The organism is Anaerolineae bacterium (genome assembly GCA_013178165.1).
In the GTDB taxonomy this organism is placed as follows: Bacteria; Chloroflexota; Anaerolineae; order Aggregatilineales; family Ch27; genus Ch27.
This window is the reverse complement of sequence record JABLXG010000014.1, coordinates 1-14,977: the sequence shown is the minus strand read 5'-3', so window position 1 is coordinate 14,977 and position 14,977 is coordinate 1. Positions and strand designations below refer to the sequence as shown.

Genomic DNA, 14,977 nt, shown 5'->3' with positions numbered 1-14,977 from the left:
GCGGGTGCCATAGGCGTTGACCCAGTTCATCACCGTGCGGTGGGTGATGAACTGGGTCCGCCCAATGCGCCGAAAATTCATCCCATCCACATACTCTGCAAGGCCTGGCGGTGCAGCTCGTCGCTGTGGCCACGCGGGCTGGGGTTGGGCGTGTATTTCCGCTGGCAGTGCTGGCATTTGTACCGCTGGCTACCCGAGGCATTCCGCCCGGCCTTGACCTGGCGGTCGGTTTGGCGACAGTAAGGGCATGTGATTGGGGCTATGTCCATGTCCTGTCTGTTTTCCACTCCCCGATGACACCCACCCTGGTGACCAACTGCGTGTCCTCTTCTACTTAGAGCAGGAGGTGCAGGACGGCCTTAGCACCCGCAACAACCACCCGCCCTTCTCCAAGGAAGTGCATTTTGTGGAGATCGACAGCGCAGGGAGCCTGCGCCACCATCGCCGTCTAAACTGCTGCAGACCCGCTATCATGGCAATGTGCAGTTAGATGCCCAGCGCCTGACCAGCCAGGTAGATCAGATCGTGGATGAGATTCTGCAACACCTCACCAGCCTTACGGGGTGTGAGGTGGAAGTGTCGCTGGAGATCCGCGCCTGGTGGCGCGACGGCTTTGACGAAGCTATTATACGCACCGTCACCGAGAACAGCAGGACACTGAAGTTCAAAGGCTACGGCTTCGAGCGCGACTGATCGCCTGAGTCAATGTATACAGGGGCGGGTTACTAAATGGCCCGCCCTTGTCACGGCAATTGCACACTAAACATTAAGGGTTTATAAAATTTGTATGACTAAGTTTCTCTTCGAACAGATCGGATGGATCATAGCAGCAGCAAAAAGGAGAGAGACCTATGACTGTCGAAGAGAAACTGGCACATTGAGAACAGTCTGCATTGGGTACTTGACGTCAGTTTCAACCAGGACCGGAGCCATATTCGTCGCGACCATGCCCCTGAAAATACGGCCTTGATCCGTCACGCAGCCCTAAACCTGCTTGAGTATGAACCATCCAATGAAATGCGCTCGCCGCAAAAGAGCTAGCTGGGACGATAACTACCTCCCTAAAGCCCTTTCCGTTAACGTTCAGGATGCGATTGCCACACTAAGGAGATGATGCCCATGCCGCTTGACGTAAACGCCCTGCGCGCCCAGTTCCCGGCCCTGAACCGACCGGTCGCACCCGGCGGCCCGCTGCCCGTTCACTTTGACAACCCCGCCGGGACGCAGGTTCCCCGGCGCGTGATCGACGCCGTCGCCGAGTATTACATCACCATGAACGCCAACCACGGCGGGGCGTTCGCCACCAGCCAGCGCAGCGATGCGATGCAGATGGCAACGCGGGAGATTGCTGCCGACTTTCTGAACGCTTCCCGCCCGGAAGAGATCGTCTTCGGCCCGAACATGACCACGCTCAACTTTGCCCTGAGCCGGGCCATTGGCCGAACCCTGCAGCCCGGCGACGAGATCGTGGTCACACGCATGGATCACGACGCCAACATCGCCCCCTGGATGCGCCTTGCCAGCGATCAGCAGCTGTCACTGCGCTGGGCCGACTTCGACGTGGAAACCGGTACGCTGGATATGGCCAGCCTGGAGGCGGCGATCACACCCCGGACGAAGGTCGTCGCCACCGTCCACGCCTCTAATGCCCTGGGCACGATCAACCCTGTCGACTGGATCGCCCGGCTGGCTCACAGCGTCGGTGCATTGCATGTGGTAGACGCTGTGCAGAGCGCACCGCACATCCCCATCGACGTGCAGGCCATCGGATGTGACTTCCTGATCTGCAGCGCCTACAAGTTCTTCGGCCCGCACATCGGCGTGATGTACGGCCGCTACGATCTGCTGGTGGCGTTGCCCGCTTACAAAGTACGTCCGGCCCAGGATACGCCTCCCTACCGCTGGGAGACCGGCACGCCCAGCTACGAGACCTGGCACGCTACCGCCGCTGCACTGGACTATCTGGCCGAGATCGGCGCAACGTACGGTGGCGAGTACAGCAGCCAGTTTCCAGGTCTCAGTGGGCGGCGGCTCCAATTCAAGACGGCAATGGCGGCCCTGAGCGCCTATGAGCGCGGCCTGGTGGCCCACCTGATCGACGGGTTGATGCGCCTGCCGGGCGTCCGCATCTACGGTATCACCGATCCGGCGCAGTTCGCAGAGCGGGTGCCGACAGTCATCTTCACCCTGGCCGGGCATACCCCACGTGCTATCGCCGAGCATCTGGCTGCCCGGAATATCTACGTCTGGGATGGCGATTATTACGCCGTCGCGGTGATGGAACGGCTGGGGCTGGCCCGGAGCGGCGGCGCAGTGCGTGTTGGCCTGGTGCACTATAATACGCACGACGAAATCGACCGCCTGCTTGATGCGCTGGACAGCCTGTAGAAACCTGCACAAAAGGAGAGAAAACTATGCCACTGCTGAATATCCTCAAAATCGCGGCGGCGGTGCTCACCATCGCTACCGGCCTGCTGGGACTGATCCGGCCCCGCGCCATCACCGGCTTCATCGGGCTGGAAGCGCCCGGCGCACGCGGCGTCTCTGAACTGCGCGGGGTGTTCGGCGGGCTGTTCATCGGGATGGGCCTGGCCCCCCTACTTTACGCCACGCCGGAGACCTATCGGATGCTCGGCCTGGCGTACCTGGCGATCGGCATCGCACGCACCTTCTCGATCGTCTACGATCGCTCGACGGAACGCTCCAACCTGATCAGCCTGGCCGTGGAGTACGTCTTTGGCATTTTGCTGCTGCTGTAAAGCCAGGAAACCAGGCGGGCGTGGAGATCAGCCACGCCCCGCCATACCCTAGCTGTGCCCGTGCCGCCGGGGAGAGTCTTCGTCTTCCATCTCTTCGATCAGGCTGGCCGAGAGTTCCCCGTCGTCCGTGAGGCGCACGGGGTAATCGGCCAGGTCTTCATTCTTGCGCTTGGCAGGCCGCAGACCGGTATCGTCCGCGGGCAGTTCGCCCCGCAGCCGCGCCCGTTCCAGCTCGCGCTGAATCTCGCGCTCGCGGCGCTCTGCTCCGGAGCCGTACTTTTGCTGGTAATCCATGTAATGGGCCACGATGCCGATCCCCCAGCCCAGGGTGACGATCAACGGCCACGGGAATCCACCGCCCGCTAGCAACCAGATGACCCACAGCAACAGGTTAACCATCAGGAAGATCACGCTGTGAATCCGTAAGTCGGCCTGTTCCTTGAGTCGTTTCTCCACCCGGCGGCGAATCTTTTCCTCTTCAGTTAGTGGCTGGCGGCGACGGGCGCGCATTGCTTCACCTCCTCCCAGCGATCCCATATTCCCCGTGATCCGCTCCCCGAGCTGTTCCGCCCAGTCCTCGATCGATTCCGCCCAAGCCTCAACCTTCTCCTCGATGATGTCGCCAAGATCGTCCAGATCAGGCTCATCATCATCCAGAAAGCGCCGGGGCGGCGAGGGCCGTCGTGCAGGCGGGGGCGGGACCGGCGGCAGCGTCTCAGCAAAGCCGGGGCCGGGCGAGCGCTTTGTGCGTTGAGCAGCAGAGGGCTGCTGTCCGGCGCCCGGCGCTGACGGGGACTCGCCCAGCGCAGCGCGGAAAGCCTCCAGCAGCGCGTTGGGCGTCGGGTAACGGTCGTCAGGCTTCTTGGCCAGCGCCCGGATGAGGACGGCTTCCACCGCCGGCGATACCGAAGGGTTGACTTCACGCGGCGTGGGCAGCGGGGCGTAGATGTGGTCATGTACCACGGAAAACGGCGTATCGCCGGGGAACGGCACGCGCCCCACCACCAGTTCGTACAGCACCACCCCCAGCGAATAGACATCCGTCCGCGCATCCAGTTCGGCCTGACCCAGCGCCTGCTCCGGCGAGATATAGTGCGGCGTGCCGATGATCGTACCCTGGCTTAGGGTGGACGATCCCCCGGCGGCCAGCCGGGCCAATCCAAAATCAGTCAGGTAAGGGGTGCCGCGGGCGTCGATCAGAATGTTAGCGGGCTTGACGTCGCGGTGCAGCACGCCGTGTTCATGGGCATAGGTCAGCGCGTCAGCCACAGCCGTCATGATCCGCACGACTTCGGGGAGCGGGAGCGGCCCCCGCCGCAGCCGATCTTCCAGCGTCTCCCCTTCCACATACTTCATGACCAGGTAGGGGGAGCCATCATGGTCGTCGAAATCGTAGACCGGGACGATATGCGGGTGATCTAGGCGGGCGATGATGCGCGCCTCCCGCTGGAAACGCGCCAGGAAGTTTTCCTCGGCGGAAAGTGTCTGGTGCATAACCTTGATCGCTACATAGCGATCCAGGCGCGGCTGATAAGCCCGGTAAACGGTCGCCATCCCGCCTGCACCCAGCTGCTCGACAATCTCATACCCGCCCAGCACATCACCCGGCTGCAACATGTGGCACGCTCCGCCAGTCCTGGCTAACTCCAACGCCTGTATTGTACGCGGCAAGTGCAGAAGTCAAAACCATGTCCGGGCAGCGCCTATTCCCCCCAGACCACGCTACCCGTCCCCACGTTGGCGCTGATGTCCTGTACCATTCCATTGACGCTCATGATCAGCGTCCGGCCATCAGCCAGACGGACGATCGCCGCCGACCGCGCCGCGTTCCAGATCACGTTCAGTGCCGGTCCGCCGCCCGCTCCCACCACTGCACGCGGTTCCTGCCCACCGCTGTAGACATAGAGGTTGACCTGCGGCGGTCTTTCCGCGCCGCCCGCCGAAGGCCCGCCAAAGAAGGCGATCCGGCCATCCGGTAACTGAACCGCATCCTGTATCCACAGGCCCTGGGCCCGGCCATCCAACAATACGTCCAGCGCCCCGCTTTCGGGGTCAGCCCAGCCAAGCGCCGCCGCCCCGATATCCCGGTACAGGCCGCTGACCAGGACATAGCGGCCATCTAGCGACCAGGAACCGTTCTCAAACGGCAGAATTGGAAATGGCTCCGCCCAGGCTTTATGATCCGGCGGGATCACGACCAGTTGCCCGCTAAAGCCACCCGCCCGATCCTGGCTCACCAGCAACCGGCGGCCGTCCGGAGACCACGCGAAGTCGCGCACCATACGCGCCAGGTCGCGGCCCCGGTTGTACTCGTAACGGTTCTCCAGCGCGTGGTAGGTATCCTGATTCTGGCTGTCCGGACGCAGTGTCCAGACCCACAGGCCATCGCTGGGTGTATCACCAACAGGCTCGCCACGGCGTGCGCCGGGCGTTTCCGCCACAAAGGCCACCGCCAAGCCATCCGGCGACCACTTCACGCTAGTGAAGCGGATGGTCGCGCTGGGCAGCGGCGAGCCGATCAGCGTCTGCGCCCCCACCCGCAGCGTGTAGCCGAAGCCAGGATGAGCTGCATCCTCGTCCTGAACCGCCGCGATCTGCCCACCGGGGCCGTAATCCAGCGCCAGGGTCGAAGCGCCAGCCTCCGCCGGGCGCAACACCGCCAGACTGCGCGGATCAACCACAAAGACATCATGCGGCATGGCCAGCATCCCGCCCGGCAGCGCAAAGGCGACAGCGGTTGCAGCTGACGTGGGCGTAGGCGGGATCGGCAGCGGTGTAGGCGGCAGGACTGGCGGACGCGGGGTCGGTGTAGGAATGGCAGTCGGCGATGGCGACGGCAGGGCGAACGTCGGCGGGAGGCCCAGATCGGGCACACGGGTCACCTGCGGCGGGCGAGTCGCCACCGGGAAGCTCTGGATCGTCAGCGGGATGGCCGTGTTCGTCGGTGGCGCGGTCGAGGTTGGCAGCAAAGTTGAGGTCGCCGTCGCGCTCCCGGTTGCTGAAGGCACAACGACAGGTGTGTGCGTCAACGTGGGTGTCAGGGTCGGCATCGCTGTCTTGGTGAACAATGCCGTTGGTGAGACAGCCTGCGTCGCAGTCGCCGTGCGGGTTGGCGCCTGCACCATAGATGGCGTATCTGTCGGCGTACGGCTTGGCAGCATAGTTTTGGTGGGGAACGGCGTAGTCGTTGGAGAGGAGATCAGGGTGGGTTTGGCCGTTGCCGTGCGGGTTGGCGGTGGCGCAGCGGTGGGCAGGGCGGTTGGTGTCAACGAAGCCGTTGGCGGAGGCGGGGCAGTTCGGGTTGGCAGAGGCGTCGCCGTCGCGCTTGGTGACGGGGTTACAGTCGGCAGGAGTGTTCGGGTTGGCGTAGCAGAAGGCCTGGTGGTCGCTGTCGGCGACCGGGTCAGCGAAGGCGTCGCGCTGGACGTCGGCGAAGCGGTGGGTGTGGCCGTCACCGTCCAGGTTAGCGATGGTGTGGCGGTCAACGTAGGTGGCAGTGTCGCCGTAGCAGTAGCGGTCGCGGTGGCTGTCGCTGTAGCGGTTGGCGTGCGGGTCGTGGTGGCCGTCCGGGTAGCCGTGGGAGACGCTGTCACGGTCAGGGATACCGTCACAGTAGGCGACGCTGTGACGGTGGAAGACGCCGTCACAGTGGGTGACGCCGTCACAGTGGGTGACGCCGTCTCCGTAGGCGACGCCGTCACAGTGAGTGACGCCGTCTCCGTAGGCGACGCTGTCACAGTGAGTGACGCCGTCACCGTGAAAGAAGGAGTCGGGGTTGCCGATGGAGTCGGCGTAAGGGTCGCGTACAGCAACGCCAGTGGCGTCGCGCTGGGCGGCAATGACGGCACAGGCGTGGGCGATCTGACAGGCGTATGGCTCGGCGTATGTGTCGGCGCCAGGGTTGGCGTGGCGCGTGGCACACCGATCGGCAGGTTGCAGCCAAGGGCTGTTCCCACCATGATCAGCAGCAAGAATCCCGCCTGGAGTCCGAGCCTGCGCTTCATACCCTCATTATAGGCGACCCTCGCCCCTCCGACCCGACGGTCGGGCGATGGATTCCTGCCGCCTGGCGGACGCTATACTTCCGCTAGCCCGCTCCCATCATCGGGATGCGCTCGCTCGCCAGTGTACGGTACACCTTGAGCAAATCGACCGTAAGGCAGGAGTGCACCGGCAGCACCATCAGCAGGTCGCCAACCCGCGCCTGTGCCAGCAAGTCATCGCTGGCCCGGATGACGCCATGTTCCTGCGACAGGCTGGCTACATAGCATCCCGGCAGCGGCGGCCCCCATCCTCTGCTTTCGTCCGGCAGGGCCACCGCGCCATAGCTGATTGCCCCATCATCAAGCGCCAGCCGTTCCTTGGAAAGGTGCACCGCGCCACCGTAGATCACGATCCTGCGATCACCGGGATGGATAGCCACCACCGGGCAGGCCACGGCGACCGCCACATCTTCCACCCGGCACGCCCCGATCTGCACCTGCATCATATCGTAGAACACAAAGTTACCGGGCCGAACTTCGTCCACACCGGCGAAACCTTCCACCACCGAGCAGCAGGGCGTATCGCCCACAGAGGTCTGCAGACCGCTGAACCCGGCCTGTTCCAGTGCACCGCGCGCAACGCGGATCCGCCCAACGGTCGCGGCGAAAATCGAGCGCAGTTCTGCCACGGACCGCGCCTGGTAACTATGGCCAGCATGAGTCAACACACCACACAGTGTCATCTGCCGGCCTGCCTCAACCGCCCTGGCCACCCTTTTCAGATTTTCAAGATCGTCCCAGCGGAGGCCGGTGCGCCCGTAGCCCGTATCGACTTTGAGCCATACCATCACCGGAAAAGCCAGCCGTTCGGAAAGGAAACGGACTGTCTCCACCGATTCGACCAGCAGATGCAGATTGATCGCCTTTGCCAGGGCGTTGATCGCCTCAATCTCCCGCCAGTTGACCGGGAAGGCGATCAGGATGTCCCGCCAGCCGTGCGCGGCGAAGTACCGGGCCATGCTAACCGACGAGACCGCGATTGCCGTCACGCCTTCCGCACGGAACCACTCCCCGATGACGGCGGACTGGTGCGTCTTGAAGTGCGGGCGGAAGCGCACCCCCGAGCGACGCGCCTTTTCCGCCATACGGGCGATGTTGCGGCGGGCAGTCTCTTCGTTCAGAAGGGCGGTTGGTCTGGTGATATCGGACAACATGCTCAGTCTCCCCGGTGCAAAAGAAGCGCGGACAGGCCCCAATTCTAGCCCGTCCGCGCGATCTTGCCGCCCGGCGACCGGGATCAGCCGGTCACCACCTCGTAGGCCACACCCTCCAGTACCACGATCACCCGCTCACCCAGGGCAAAGAAGTCGGCCAGAGCCGGCTGCTGCGCCAGCAATTCGAAATACGCCTCGCTGAGGAACTCAACCTTCTGCGTGGTCATCTGCGTCGGGTCATAGGCGGTGTCAATCCACACGCCCTCGCGCAGGACAAACGCCCTGTCACGCACCTGGCGGATAACCTCACGTGTATCAATCAATTCGCCGGATTTGGTCTGCACCATCGTTGGCATCGCCGCCGGCGCTTCCGCGCTCCGCGCCCCGCCGATCGCCTCCGCCGCGTCAACGGCTGCTGCCCCCGCCGACTGGCTGAAGGCCAAGTCCATGCTGGACTGCGCTTCCCGCAGGATGACATCGCGCCCGGCCTGGGTGAAAATGTCTTCTTCCTGGATCAGGAAGGACGTGTAAGGCGTGATGATCCCATAGCGAAGGCTCAGGCGGATCACGCTATCGACCAGTTCCTTGTTCTCGCCCTGCAGTCGGATCTGGTCCAGCAGAGCGCCGATGCGCCGGGTGGCCCACAGGCGCGGGATGAAGGCTTCAGCGTCCGTGCCGGAGCCGCCGCCAGCGCGATCGGGGAAATCCAGCCCATCGTAGACGAATGTCTGGCGCTCACCATTGACATCGCCACTCAGGCGGATCGTCACATCCCGACCGCTGCCACGGTAGCGCCCGACGATCACCATCTGCGTCCCGGCGAACAGATCGGGCAGCGGCTCGGCGGGATACATGTCCTCAATCATCATCCCGTCAAAGTCCAGGGCGATATCGGTCAGCACAGGCGCATTCACCTTGGCATACCACGCGCCAATTTCCTCGTCGATGCGCTCGCCGGAGCGCACGTAGGCGCTGGTGCCGCGATTCTCCTGGGCCAGCCGGTCCAGCAGGAAGGTATCGACGTCATCACCCACACCGAAACTGAACAGCCGCACATTCTGCGGGGCCTTGGCACGGACATTTTCCAGGATGCGGTCGATGGCGGTCTCGCCCTCGGTCGGCAGGCCATCGGTGACAAACAGGAGCACGGTCGCCCGTTCTGGATCGACCATCTCCAACGCCCGGAGCAGCGCGCCGTTGATATCCGTCCCACCGATGGCCTCCAGGCTGTTGACCCAGCGGGCGGCAGCAGCCCCTTCCGCTGGCGGCTGGAGCGTATTGGCGTAGATGCGGCTGCCGGTGCTGAACACGATCATGTTGAAACGGTCTTCTGCATTAAGATTCTCGAGGATGTATTCGACCGCCGTGCGGGCCTGATCCCACTTTTCACCGGCCATACTGCCCGACTGATCCAGCACGATCAGCACATCCTTGGGGATGACGACTTCCGCCCTGACCTCCACCGGCGGAGCGATGAGCAGCATAAAGAAACCATCCTCGTCGGCGCTCTCGCGGTAGGTCAGCAGGTTAAGAGCGATATCCTCCGGCGAGACAGTATAGTAGAGGCTAAAGTCCTTATCAGGGAGGACGTTATATTCCTCATACCCCACACGGGCATGGAATTCGTCTGTCTGGTCAACAGCAATGCGATGGCTGGGACTATAAACCGTCTGCATCGGATCGTTGGAGGTGATCTCAACCGTCACGGTCACTTCTTCCAGCGGGCGGGCGCTGAAGCGTTCCGTGTTGAGTGGATACACGTAATGCACCAGACCACTATCGACTTCCAGCACCTGCTGGTATTCGATCTCGATCCGGCGTTGCTCGCCCGGCGGGATGGGGAACACGTTAGCGCGGATGGCGTTCGTGCCCACGTACTCCAGCAGCGCTGGATCGCGCCACTGGCGCACGATGTCGTTGTAGATACGCCGGGCTTCCTCCGCTTCCAGGAGTTGCGGTTCGATCGGGCGACCATCCACCCACATTGTAAAGTCGCTCACGGTGGCGCCCTGCGGCAGCGGGAACATGTATGTGCCTTCGACCACTGCCTGCCCCTCGTTGACAAACAACTGGTCGATGCGGGTTGTCGCGACCTGATTGTCGATGGTCACATGTACGCGGTGATATTTGATCGTCAGCCAGGGTGGATCAGTGACGGGGCCGGGGATTGGCGGCGGCAGAGGGATGATGATGCCATCCGCCAGGGCGGGCCAGACCGTCGTCAGCAGCAGCAGGAGCGTGCTCAATACCAGAACTGCGCGTTTCATAAGCCACCTCACCAGAACATCAACGGCCAGATCGAGTGCTCTGGCTACTAGACGTACTCCCCCGCCGGAAAGTTCCCTGCTTTTTCCCTTCCCGCGGCCTCCATTCCCGGCCACCCGCCCCCCTGATCTCTGTTTGACAGCCTCCCTCATTGCTCCTATACTTCCCATCGTCAACGACAAGGTCTTATCAGGCGAGACTCCCCTCTCCCTGCCCGGATGAGGAGGCATCAGATGCAAGCGAACGGCGGCATTCGGCTCGTTGTTCGACGTGGCCCGCAGCCCAACCAGACGTATGAACTGAGCAAAGACATCATCGCCCTGGGGCGCGATATCACCAACGACATCGTGATCAACGATCCGGAGGTCAGTCGCCATCACTGCCGGCTGACCCGAACCCCGACCGGCTACACGCTGGAAGATCTCGGTTCCACCAATGGGACGTTCGTCAACGGCCAGCGTCTGACCGGGGTGCGCCCGCTGCTGAACGGCGACACGATCGGCCTGGGCGAGACGGTTACCCTCTCCTACGAGGCCCGGATCAGTCAGGTTCCCGGTGTAGCGCAGCAGGAGACCATGATCGGTGCAACGGCTCGCCCGCCCGCCTACGGGCCGCAGCCCGTCGTCCAGCCGGAGCCTTACGCACCGCCCGTCCGCCAGCCACCAGTTGAGCCATACGTGCAACCACAGTATAGCGCCCCCGCCCGGCCCTACGCGGAGGAACAGGCGGGCTACGAATACTACGAAGAGCAGCCTCAGGCCAGCAACACCGGGCGCTGGATCGCCATTGGCTGCGGCTGTCTGGTGCTGCTGTGCATTGTTTCCATCGCCATCATCGGCTTCGTCATCGACTACCTCAACCTGTGGTGCGATCTGCCGCTGATGCCGGAGCTGTTCAATCTGCAGTGCCCGCAGAACATCGGCCTGCTGCTGCCACTCCTGCTGCCCATCCTCTAGCGCCAGGACCAAGCCCCGTGACAAAAAGCCCCGCCATGCCCGGCGGGGCTTTTTGCTGCGTCGCGGCGGACCAGACCTCAGGGCACGATGAAAGCCACTTGGTACGGCTCCTGCAGGTAGTTGCCGTCCAGCCCAACGATCACCAGGCGCAGGTAGTAAGTGCCGGAGGGCAGACCGGCTGCCGCCAGCGTTTCCAGCTGGCCGTTAATCACGGCATTGCTGTGCGGCTGGCCCAGCGTTACCCACTCCGGGAAGGCCGGACCGCGAATTTCCAGCTTGTAGTACGCGGCTTGTTGCGGCGTGAAATTGGCCGTGCCGATGATCGGAATCTCCGTCCTGACCTCCTGACCAGGCGCAGGGGACGTGATATAGGCTTCGACAACCGCCGGGCCGCCGCTGCCCAGCACCAGCAGCTCCGCCGTGCACGGCAGGGTCGGCAGGATTGGCACGTTGTGCGCCTGCGCCCAGGCTGCCGCATAGATGGCATCGCGTGGATCGGGCGGTGGGCCGATGAACAGTAGCGTCTGAGCACCGGGAACCATGGCCGGGTCGACTTCATTGGGGATCAGGCAGTAGCGCGGCGGAACTTCCGGCAGGGTTGGATCGGTGCGGCTGACCAGCGCCTGGGCCAGATCAGGCGCCAGCGGCTTGACCAGCGCCTGGAACAGGCCATCTTCTATTTCGTTCAGTTGCGGGCCATAAGCATCCGGGTCAGGCGTCACCAGCGGCTGAGAAAGCGGTGTGCTGCCCGCCGTCAGGCCACCCTGCCCGTCAGGAACAAGCGCCGGGCTATCCATGAACCACTCCACCTTTGTGGTTGGGCACTCGGTGGCCGGATCGCGCAGCGTCTGGATCGCGCACACCGGCCGCCGACTCAGACCGGGCGGCGCGGTTAGATAATCCGGCAGGAGTTGCCCGTCCTGGGCCAGTACCGCCAGCAGGTCTGGGTCGGCATACAGGCTGCGCAGGATAGCGTTCCAGATCGGCGCAGCGCCAATCAGGCCGCTGGTGTTGACCATCGCCGAGTTATCGCTGTTGCCGGTCCACACGCCGACAACCACATTATGGGTATAGCCGACTGTCCAGTTGTCGCGGGTATCGTTGGTTGTCCCGGTCTTGACGCTGCTTACAATGTCACCGGTGTAAAGCGGGCTGCGGGCGCCCATAGCCGGCGTGCGGGCTTCGTTGTCGGCCAGAATATCGCTGATCAAGAAGGCGATACGTGGATCCAGCACCGGCAGGCCGTAGGCCATCACGTTGACCGTCCGCGTAGTAGCCTGCCCGCGCGGGCAACCATTCTCGTACTGGTAAACGATGTTGTTATCGCCATCGATGATGCAACGGATCATGGTGGTGGGCACGAGCAACCCGCCATTAGCGAACACGCTGTAGGCGCGGGTCAGTTCCAGCAACGTGACCTCGCCGCCCCCCAGCGTGAGCGATAGCCCATAGCGGGACGCATCATCGCCCAGACTCTGCACCCCAAAACGCTGCATCAGGTTCAACAAATAGGGCACTGTCACCTGCCGCAGAGTCTGCACCGCCGGGATGTTATAGCTGTTGGCCAGCGCATCGCGCAGCCGAACCGGCCCGTGATGGGTGCGGTCGTAGTTGACCGGGATGTAAGGCGGCTGACCCGGTGCTTCCAGGCGCACCTCGGTGTCCCAGAGGATGGTGGCCGGAGTCCAGCCCAGTTCCAGCGCCGCCGCATAGGTGAACGGCTTCATCGTGCTGCCGGGCTGGCGGGGAGCCAGCGCCACGTTCACCCGCCCGTCGATGCTGTCGTCCCAGTAGTCCACGCTGCCTACCATCGCCAGCACCTCGCCGGTCAACGGGTGCAGGATGACCACCGCAGCATTGGTCATGTGGTGCACATCACGCAGCGCAGCGACCTGTTCTTTTGCTGTCCGCTCAGCCAGGTCTTGAAAGCGCAGGTCAACCGTCGTATAGACCTGCAGCCCACCGGTAGCGATGGACTCCGGCGGGTAGCCGAGCATGGCCATGATCGATTCCAGTTCGTTGCGGGCCGCCACCGTAAAGTGCGGGGCAACCAGCGACACATCCGCACTGGCATAGGAAAGCGGCTCACCGTAGGCCGCATACGCCTGTTCCGACGTGATAAAACCATTCTCCAGCATCAGGTCGATCACCAGCCGCCGGCGGGCCAGCACAGCTTCCTGCACAGCCGGGTCAGGATTGAGCGGGTTCAGTTCAGCCGGGGCCTGTGGCAGTCCGGCCAGCAGCGCGGCTTCCCCCAGGGTCAATTCCGCGGCAGGCTTACCGAAGATCGTCTGGCTGGCCGCCTCGATACCATAGGCCAGGTTCCCGTAGTAAATCTCGTTGAGGTAAAGCTCCAGGATGTCATCCTTGCTCATCCTGGTCGTCAGGATGAGCGCCAGGATGGCTTCCTCGATCTTGCGCTGCCAGCTCGGGGCGGTGCGGTACTCATAATCGAAAGCGATGTTGCGCACCAGTTGCTGAGTGATCGTGCTCGCGCCGGAGACAATCCCGCCTTCCTGCGCGTTCTGCAGCGCCGCGCGAATGATACCTGCCAGATCGACACCGGGGTTGCTGTAGAACGTCCTGTCTTCAATGGCGATCGTTGCCCATTTGACGTATTCCGGCAATTCTTCCAGGGTGATGTTCGTCCGGCGACCTTCCTCAAAAATCTGGTAGAGCTCCTCGCCATGGCGGTCGTAGAGTACTGTTGTCTGGAAGGTGTGGCGGGAGGAAAGATCGCCAAGGCGCTGCAGGCCGTCCTCCAGCCGGGCGCTAAGGGCGGTGAAGATGACCAGGCCGACGACAATCACCAGCCCTAAAAAGGCAAGCAGCGCCGCCCCAATCGTGATCAGGCAGCCACCGGAAAACAGCTTGAACTGGCTGCGGCGTCGAGGGCCACGGCGCGGCGGGGCACCCCGGCGACCGGGACGCTGGCCTGACGGGGTGACCGCGTGCATGGCTGGCGGCGTTGGCGGCGATTGCGCTGGCGGCTGCCCGGCCATCGTTGGCGCGGGGAAAGCACCCGGCAGGTCCGACCGGGTCTCAGGAGCGATCACCAGCGGCAACTCAGAGAGCGTTGCCGTTTCATCGTCTGCGCCGCCCGGCGGCAGCATCTCCGGCGGGAGCGACGGCTGGGTTGAGCCGAGAAAGCTCTGCTGCTCGCGGTCTACGCTGTCCTCATTCATATCAACCGCCTTGCCTGCCCCCACACCTGAAAAAGCGACGCCCACCATCCCGGATCTTGCCTGGCAACATACCGCCCCCCTCAGGTGCATTCAGTCACCTGACTCCGGGCGACGCAGCTGCCAGGTTGCCCATCCACCCCCCATTGTAACGCATCCCGCTGCAGGAATTCACTGGCCGGTCAACAGGGTACACAGCGGGGTTGTCGGCGATCGGGCAGCCGCGCCCGTGGCGGCATTCTCGCCTCCCGGTCTCCTGACCATGCGGCATCGGTTCGGCCTCCCCACGGCCACCACGGCTGTTGCAAAGTTCCAAGACAAAAAGGCCTTTCCTGGTTAAGGTAGTGTTGTGCGCCACGAACCCTGCACCAGGAAAGGTCAACATGGACTATACCATAGCCGGAAGCGGACAGATAGAGGCACTTTGCAGGGAGGTAGGGGGGCTCTATGAGCGACTGAAGGGGTTAAAGGATCGGCGAGACCGGCGCGGCGTACGCTATCCGTTGGCAGCGGTGCTGATGATCATGGTGTCAGCCAGGCTTTCGGGAGAAGATGAAGCGCGGGGGATAGCGGAGTGGGCGAAGTGGCGGGCCAAGCCCCTGGCCAAGGCGCTGGGGC

General features: G+C 63.3%; 12 protein-coding genes. 6 read left to right on the top strand and 6 right to left on the bottom strand.

From position 1 onward, the window contains the following. Positions 1–77 precede the first annotated feature (77 nt). A complete protein-coding gene (locus HPY64_10345; GenBank protein NPV67533.1) occupies positions 78–269 on the bottom strand; it encodes an IS1 family transposase in 192 nt (63 codons plus the stop codon). A 256-nt stretch (positions 270–525) separates the two neighbouring features. Here HPY64_10345 and HPY64_10340 point away from each other — a divergent pair, with 256 nt between their 5' ends. The 3 genes from HPY64_10340 (at position 526) to HPY64_10330 (ending at position 2,759) form a co-directional block, all read left to right on the top strand. Beyond that, entirely contained in the window at positions 526–693 is a 168-nt protein-coding gene (locus HPY64_10340; GenBank protein NPV67532.1) for a hypothetical protein, read from the top strand. Between the two features lie 420 nt (positions 694–1,113). Then, positions 1,114–2,388 (top strand): cysteine desulfurase-like protein, encoded by a 1,275-nt coding sequence (locus HPY64_10335; protein ID NPV67531.1) that lies wholly within the window; start codon positions 1,114–1,116, stop codon positions 2,386–2,388. A 26-nt stretch (positions 2,389–2,414) separates the two neighbouring features. Next, the gene (locus HPY64_10330; GenBank protein ID NPV67530.1) at positions 2,415–2,759 is read left to right on the top strand and encodes a DUF4345 family protein; all 345 of its coding nucleotides are present in this window, start codon (positions 2,415–2,417) and stop codon (positions 2,757–2,759) included. Between the two features lie 48 nt (positions 2,760–2,807). On the opposite strand, the gene HPY64_10325 is transcribed toward HPY64_10330, so the two are convergent. Together HPY64_10325 and HPY64_10320 are read right to left on the bottom strand one after the other, a co-directional pair. After that, on the bottom strand, positions 2,808–4,376 hold the full coding sequence (locus HPY64_10325; protein NPV67529.1) for a protein kinase: 1,569 nt from the start codon (positions 4,374–4,376) through the stop codon (positions 2,808–2,810). A gap of 86 nt (positions 4,377–4,462) precedes the next feature. After that, positions 4,463–5,884, bottom strand: a complete 1,422-nt coding sequence (locus tag HPY64_10320) for a hypothetical protein (protein ID NPV67528.1) — start codon at positions 5,882–5,884, stop codon at positions 4,463–4,465. 79 nt (positions 5,885–5,963) lie between these two features. On the opposite strand from HPY64_10320, the gene HPY64_10315 reads away from it, so the two are divergent. Beyond that, positions 5,964–6,776 (top strand): hypothetical protein, encoded by an 813-nt coding sequence (locus HPY64_10315; protein ID NPV67527.1) that lies wholly within the window; start codon positions 5,964–5,966, stop codon positions 6,774–6,776. A 70-nt stretch (positions 6,777–6,846) separates the two neighbouring features. On the opposite strand, the gene HPY64_10310 is transcribed toward HPY64_10315, so the two are convergent. After that, positions 6,847–7,956 (bottom strand): alanine racemase, encoded by a 1,110-nt coding sequence (locus HPY64_10310; protein NPV67526.1) that lies wholly within the window; start codon positions 7,954–7,956, stop codon positions 6,847–6,849. An 83-nt stretch (positions 7,957–8,039) separates the two neighbouring features. Continuing rightward, a complete protein-coding gene (locus HPY64_10305; GenBank protein NPV67525.1) occupies positions 8,040–10,223 on the bottom strand; it encodes a VWA domain-containing protein in 2,184 nt (727 codons plus the stop codon). Between the two features lie 231 nt (positions 10,224–10,454). Here HPY64_10305 and HPY64_10300 point away from each other — a divergent pair, with 231 nt between their 5' ends. Continuing rightward, positions 10,455–11,177 carry an FHA domain-containing protein gene (locus tag HPY64_10300; GenBank protein NPV67524.1) on the top strand — a complete coding sequence of 241 codons (723 nt, stop codon included), beginning with the start codon at positions 10,455–10,457 and terminating at the stop codon, positions 11,175–11,177. A gap of 77 nt (positions 11,178–11,254) precedes the next feature. Here the strand turns inward: HPY64_10300 and HPY64_10295 are convergent, their stop codons facing one another. Beyond that, positions 11,255–14,362 (bottom strand): hypothetical protein, encoded by a 3,108-nt coding sequence (locus HPY64_10295; GenBank protein ID NPV67523.1) that lies wholly within the window; start codon positions 14,360–14,362, stop codon positions 11,255–11,257. A gap of 380 nt (positions 14,363–14,742) precedes the next feature. On the opposite strand from HPY64_10295, the gene HPY64_10290 reads away from it, so the two are divergent. Continuing rightward, positions 14,743–14,977, top strand: a 235-nt coding sequence (locus tag HPY64_10290) for a transposase family protein (GenBank protein NPV67522.1), incomplete at its 3' end; no start/stop codon positions are given.

What these genes read in the sequence shown, in the direction of transcription:
- HPY64_10345 (NPV67533.1), bottom strand. Translation starts at nt 269, where the DNA reads ATGGACATAGCCCCAATCACATGCCCTTACTGTCGCCAAACCGACCGC.
- HPY64_10335 (NPV67531.1), top strand. Translation starts at nt 1,114, where the DNA reads ATGCCCATGCCGCTTGACGTAAACGCCCTGCGCGCCCAGTTCCCGGCC.
- HPY64_10330 (NPV67530.1), top strand. Translation starts at nt 2,415, where the DNA reads ATGCCACTGCTGAATATCCTCAAAATCGCGGCGGCGGTGCTCACCATC.
- HPY64_10325 (NPV67529.1), bottom strand. Translation starts at nt 4,376, where the DNA reads ATGTTGCAGCCGGGTGATGTGCTGGGCGGGTATGAGATTGTCGAGCAG.
- HPY64_10320 (NPV67528.1), bottom strand. Translation starts at nt 5,884, where the DNA reads ATGGTGCAGGCGCCAACCCGCACGGCGACTGCGACGCAGGCTGTCTCA.
- HPY64_10310 (NPV67526.1), bottom strand. Translation starts at nt 7,956, where the DNA reads ATGTTGTCCGATATCACCAGACCAACCGCCCTTCTGAACGAAGAGACT.
- HPY64_10305 (NPV67525.1), bottom strand. Translation starts at nt 10,223, where the DNA reads ATGAAACGCGCAGTTCTGGTATTGAGCACGCTCCTGCTGCTGCTGACG.
- HPY64_10300 (NPV67524.1), top strand. Translation starts at nt 10,455, where the DNA reads ATGCAAGCGAACGGCGGCATTCGGCTCGTTGTTCGACGTGGCCCGCAG.
- HPY64_10295 (NPV67523.1), bottom strand. Translation starts at nt 14,362, where the DNA reads ATGAATGAGGACAGCGTAGACCGCGAGCAGCAGAGCTTTCTCGGCTCA.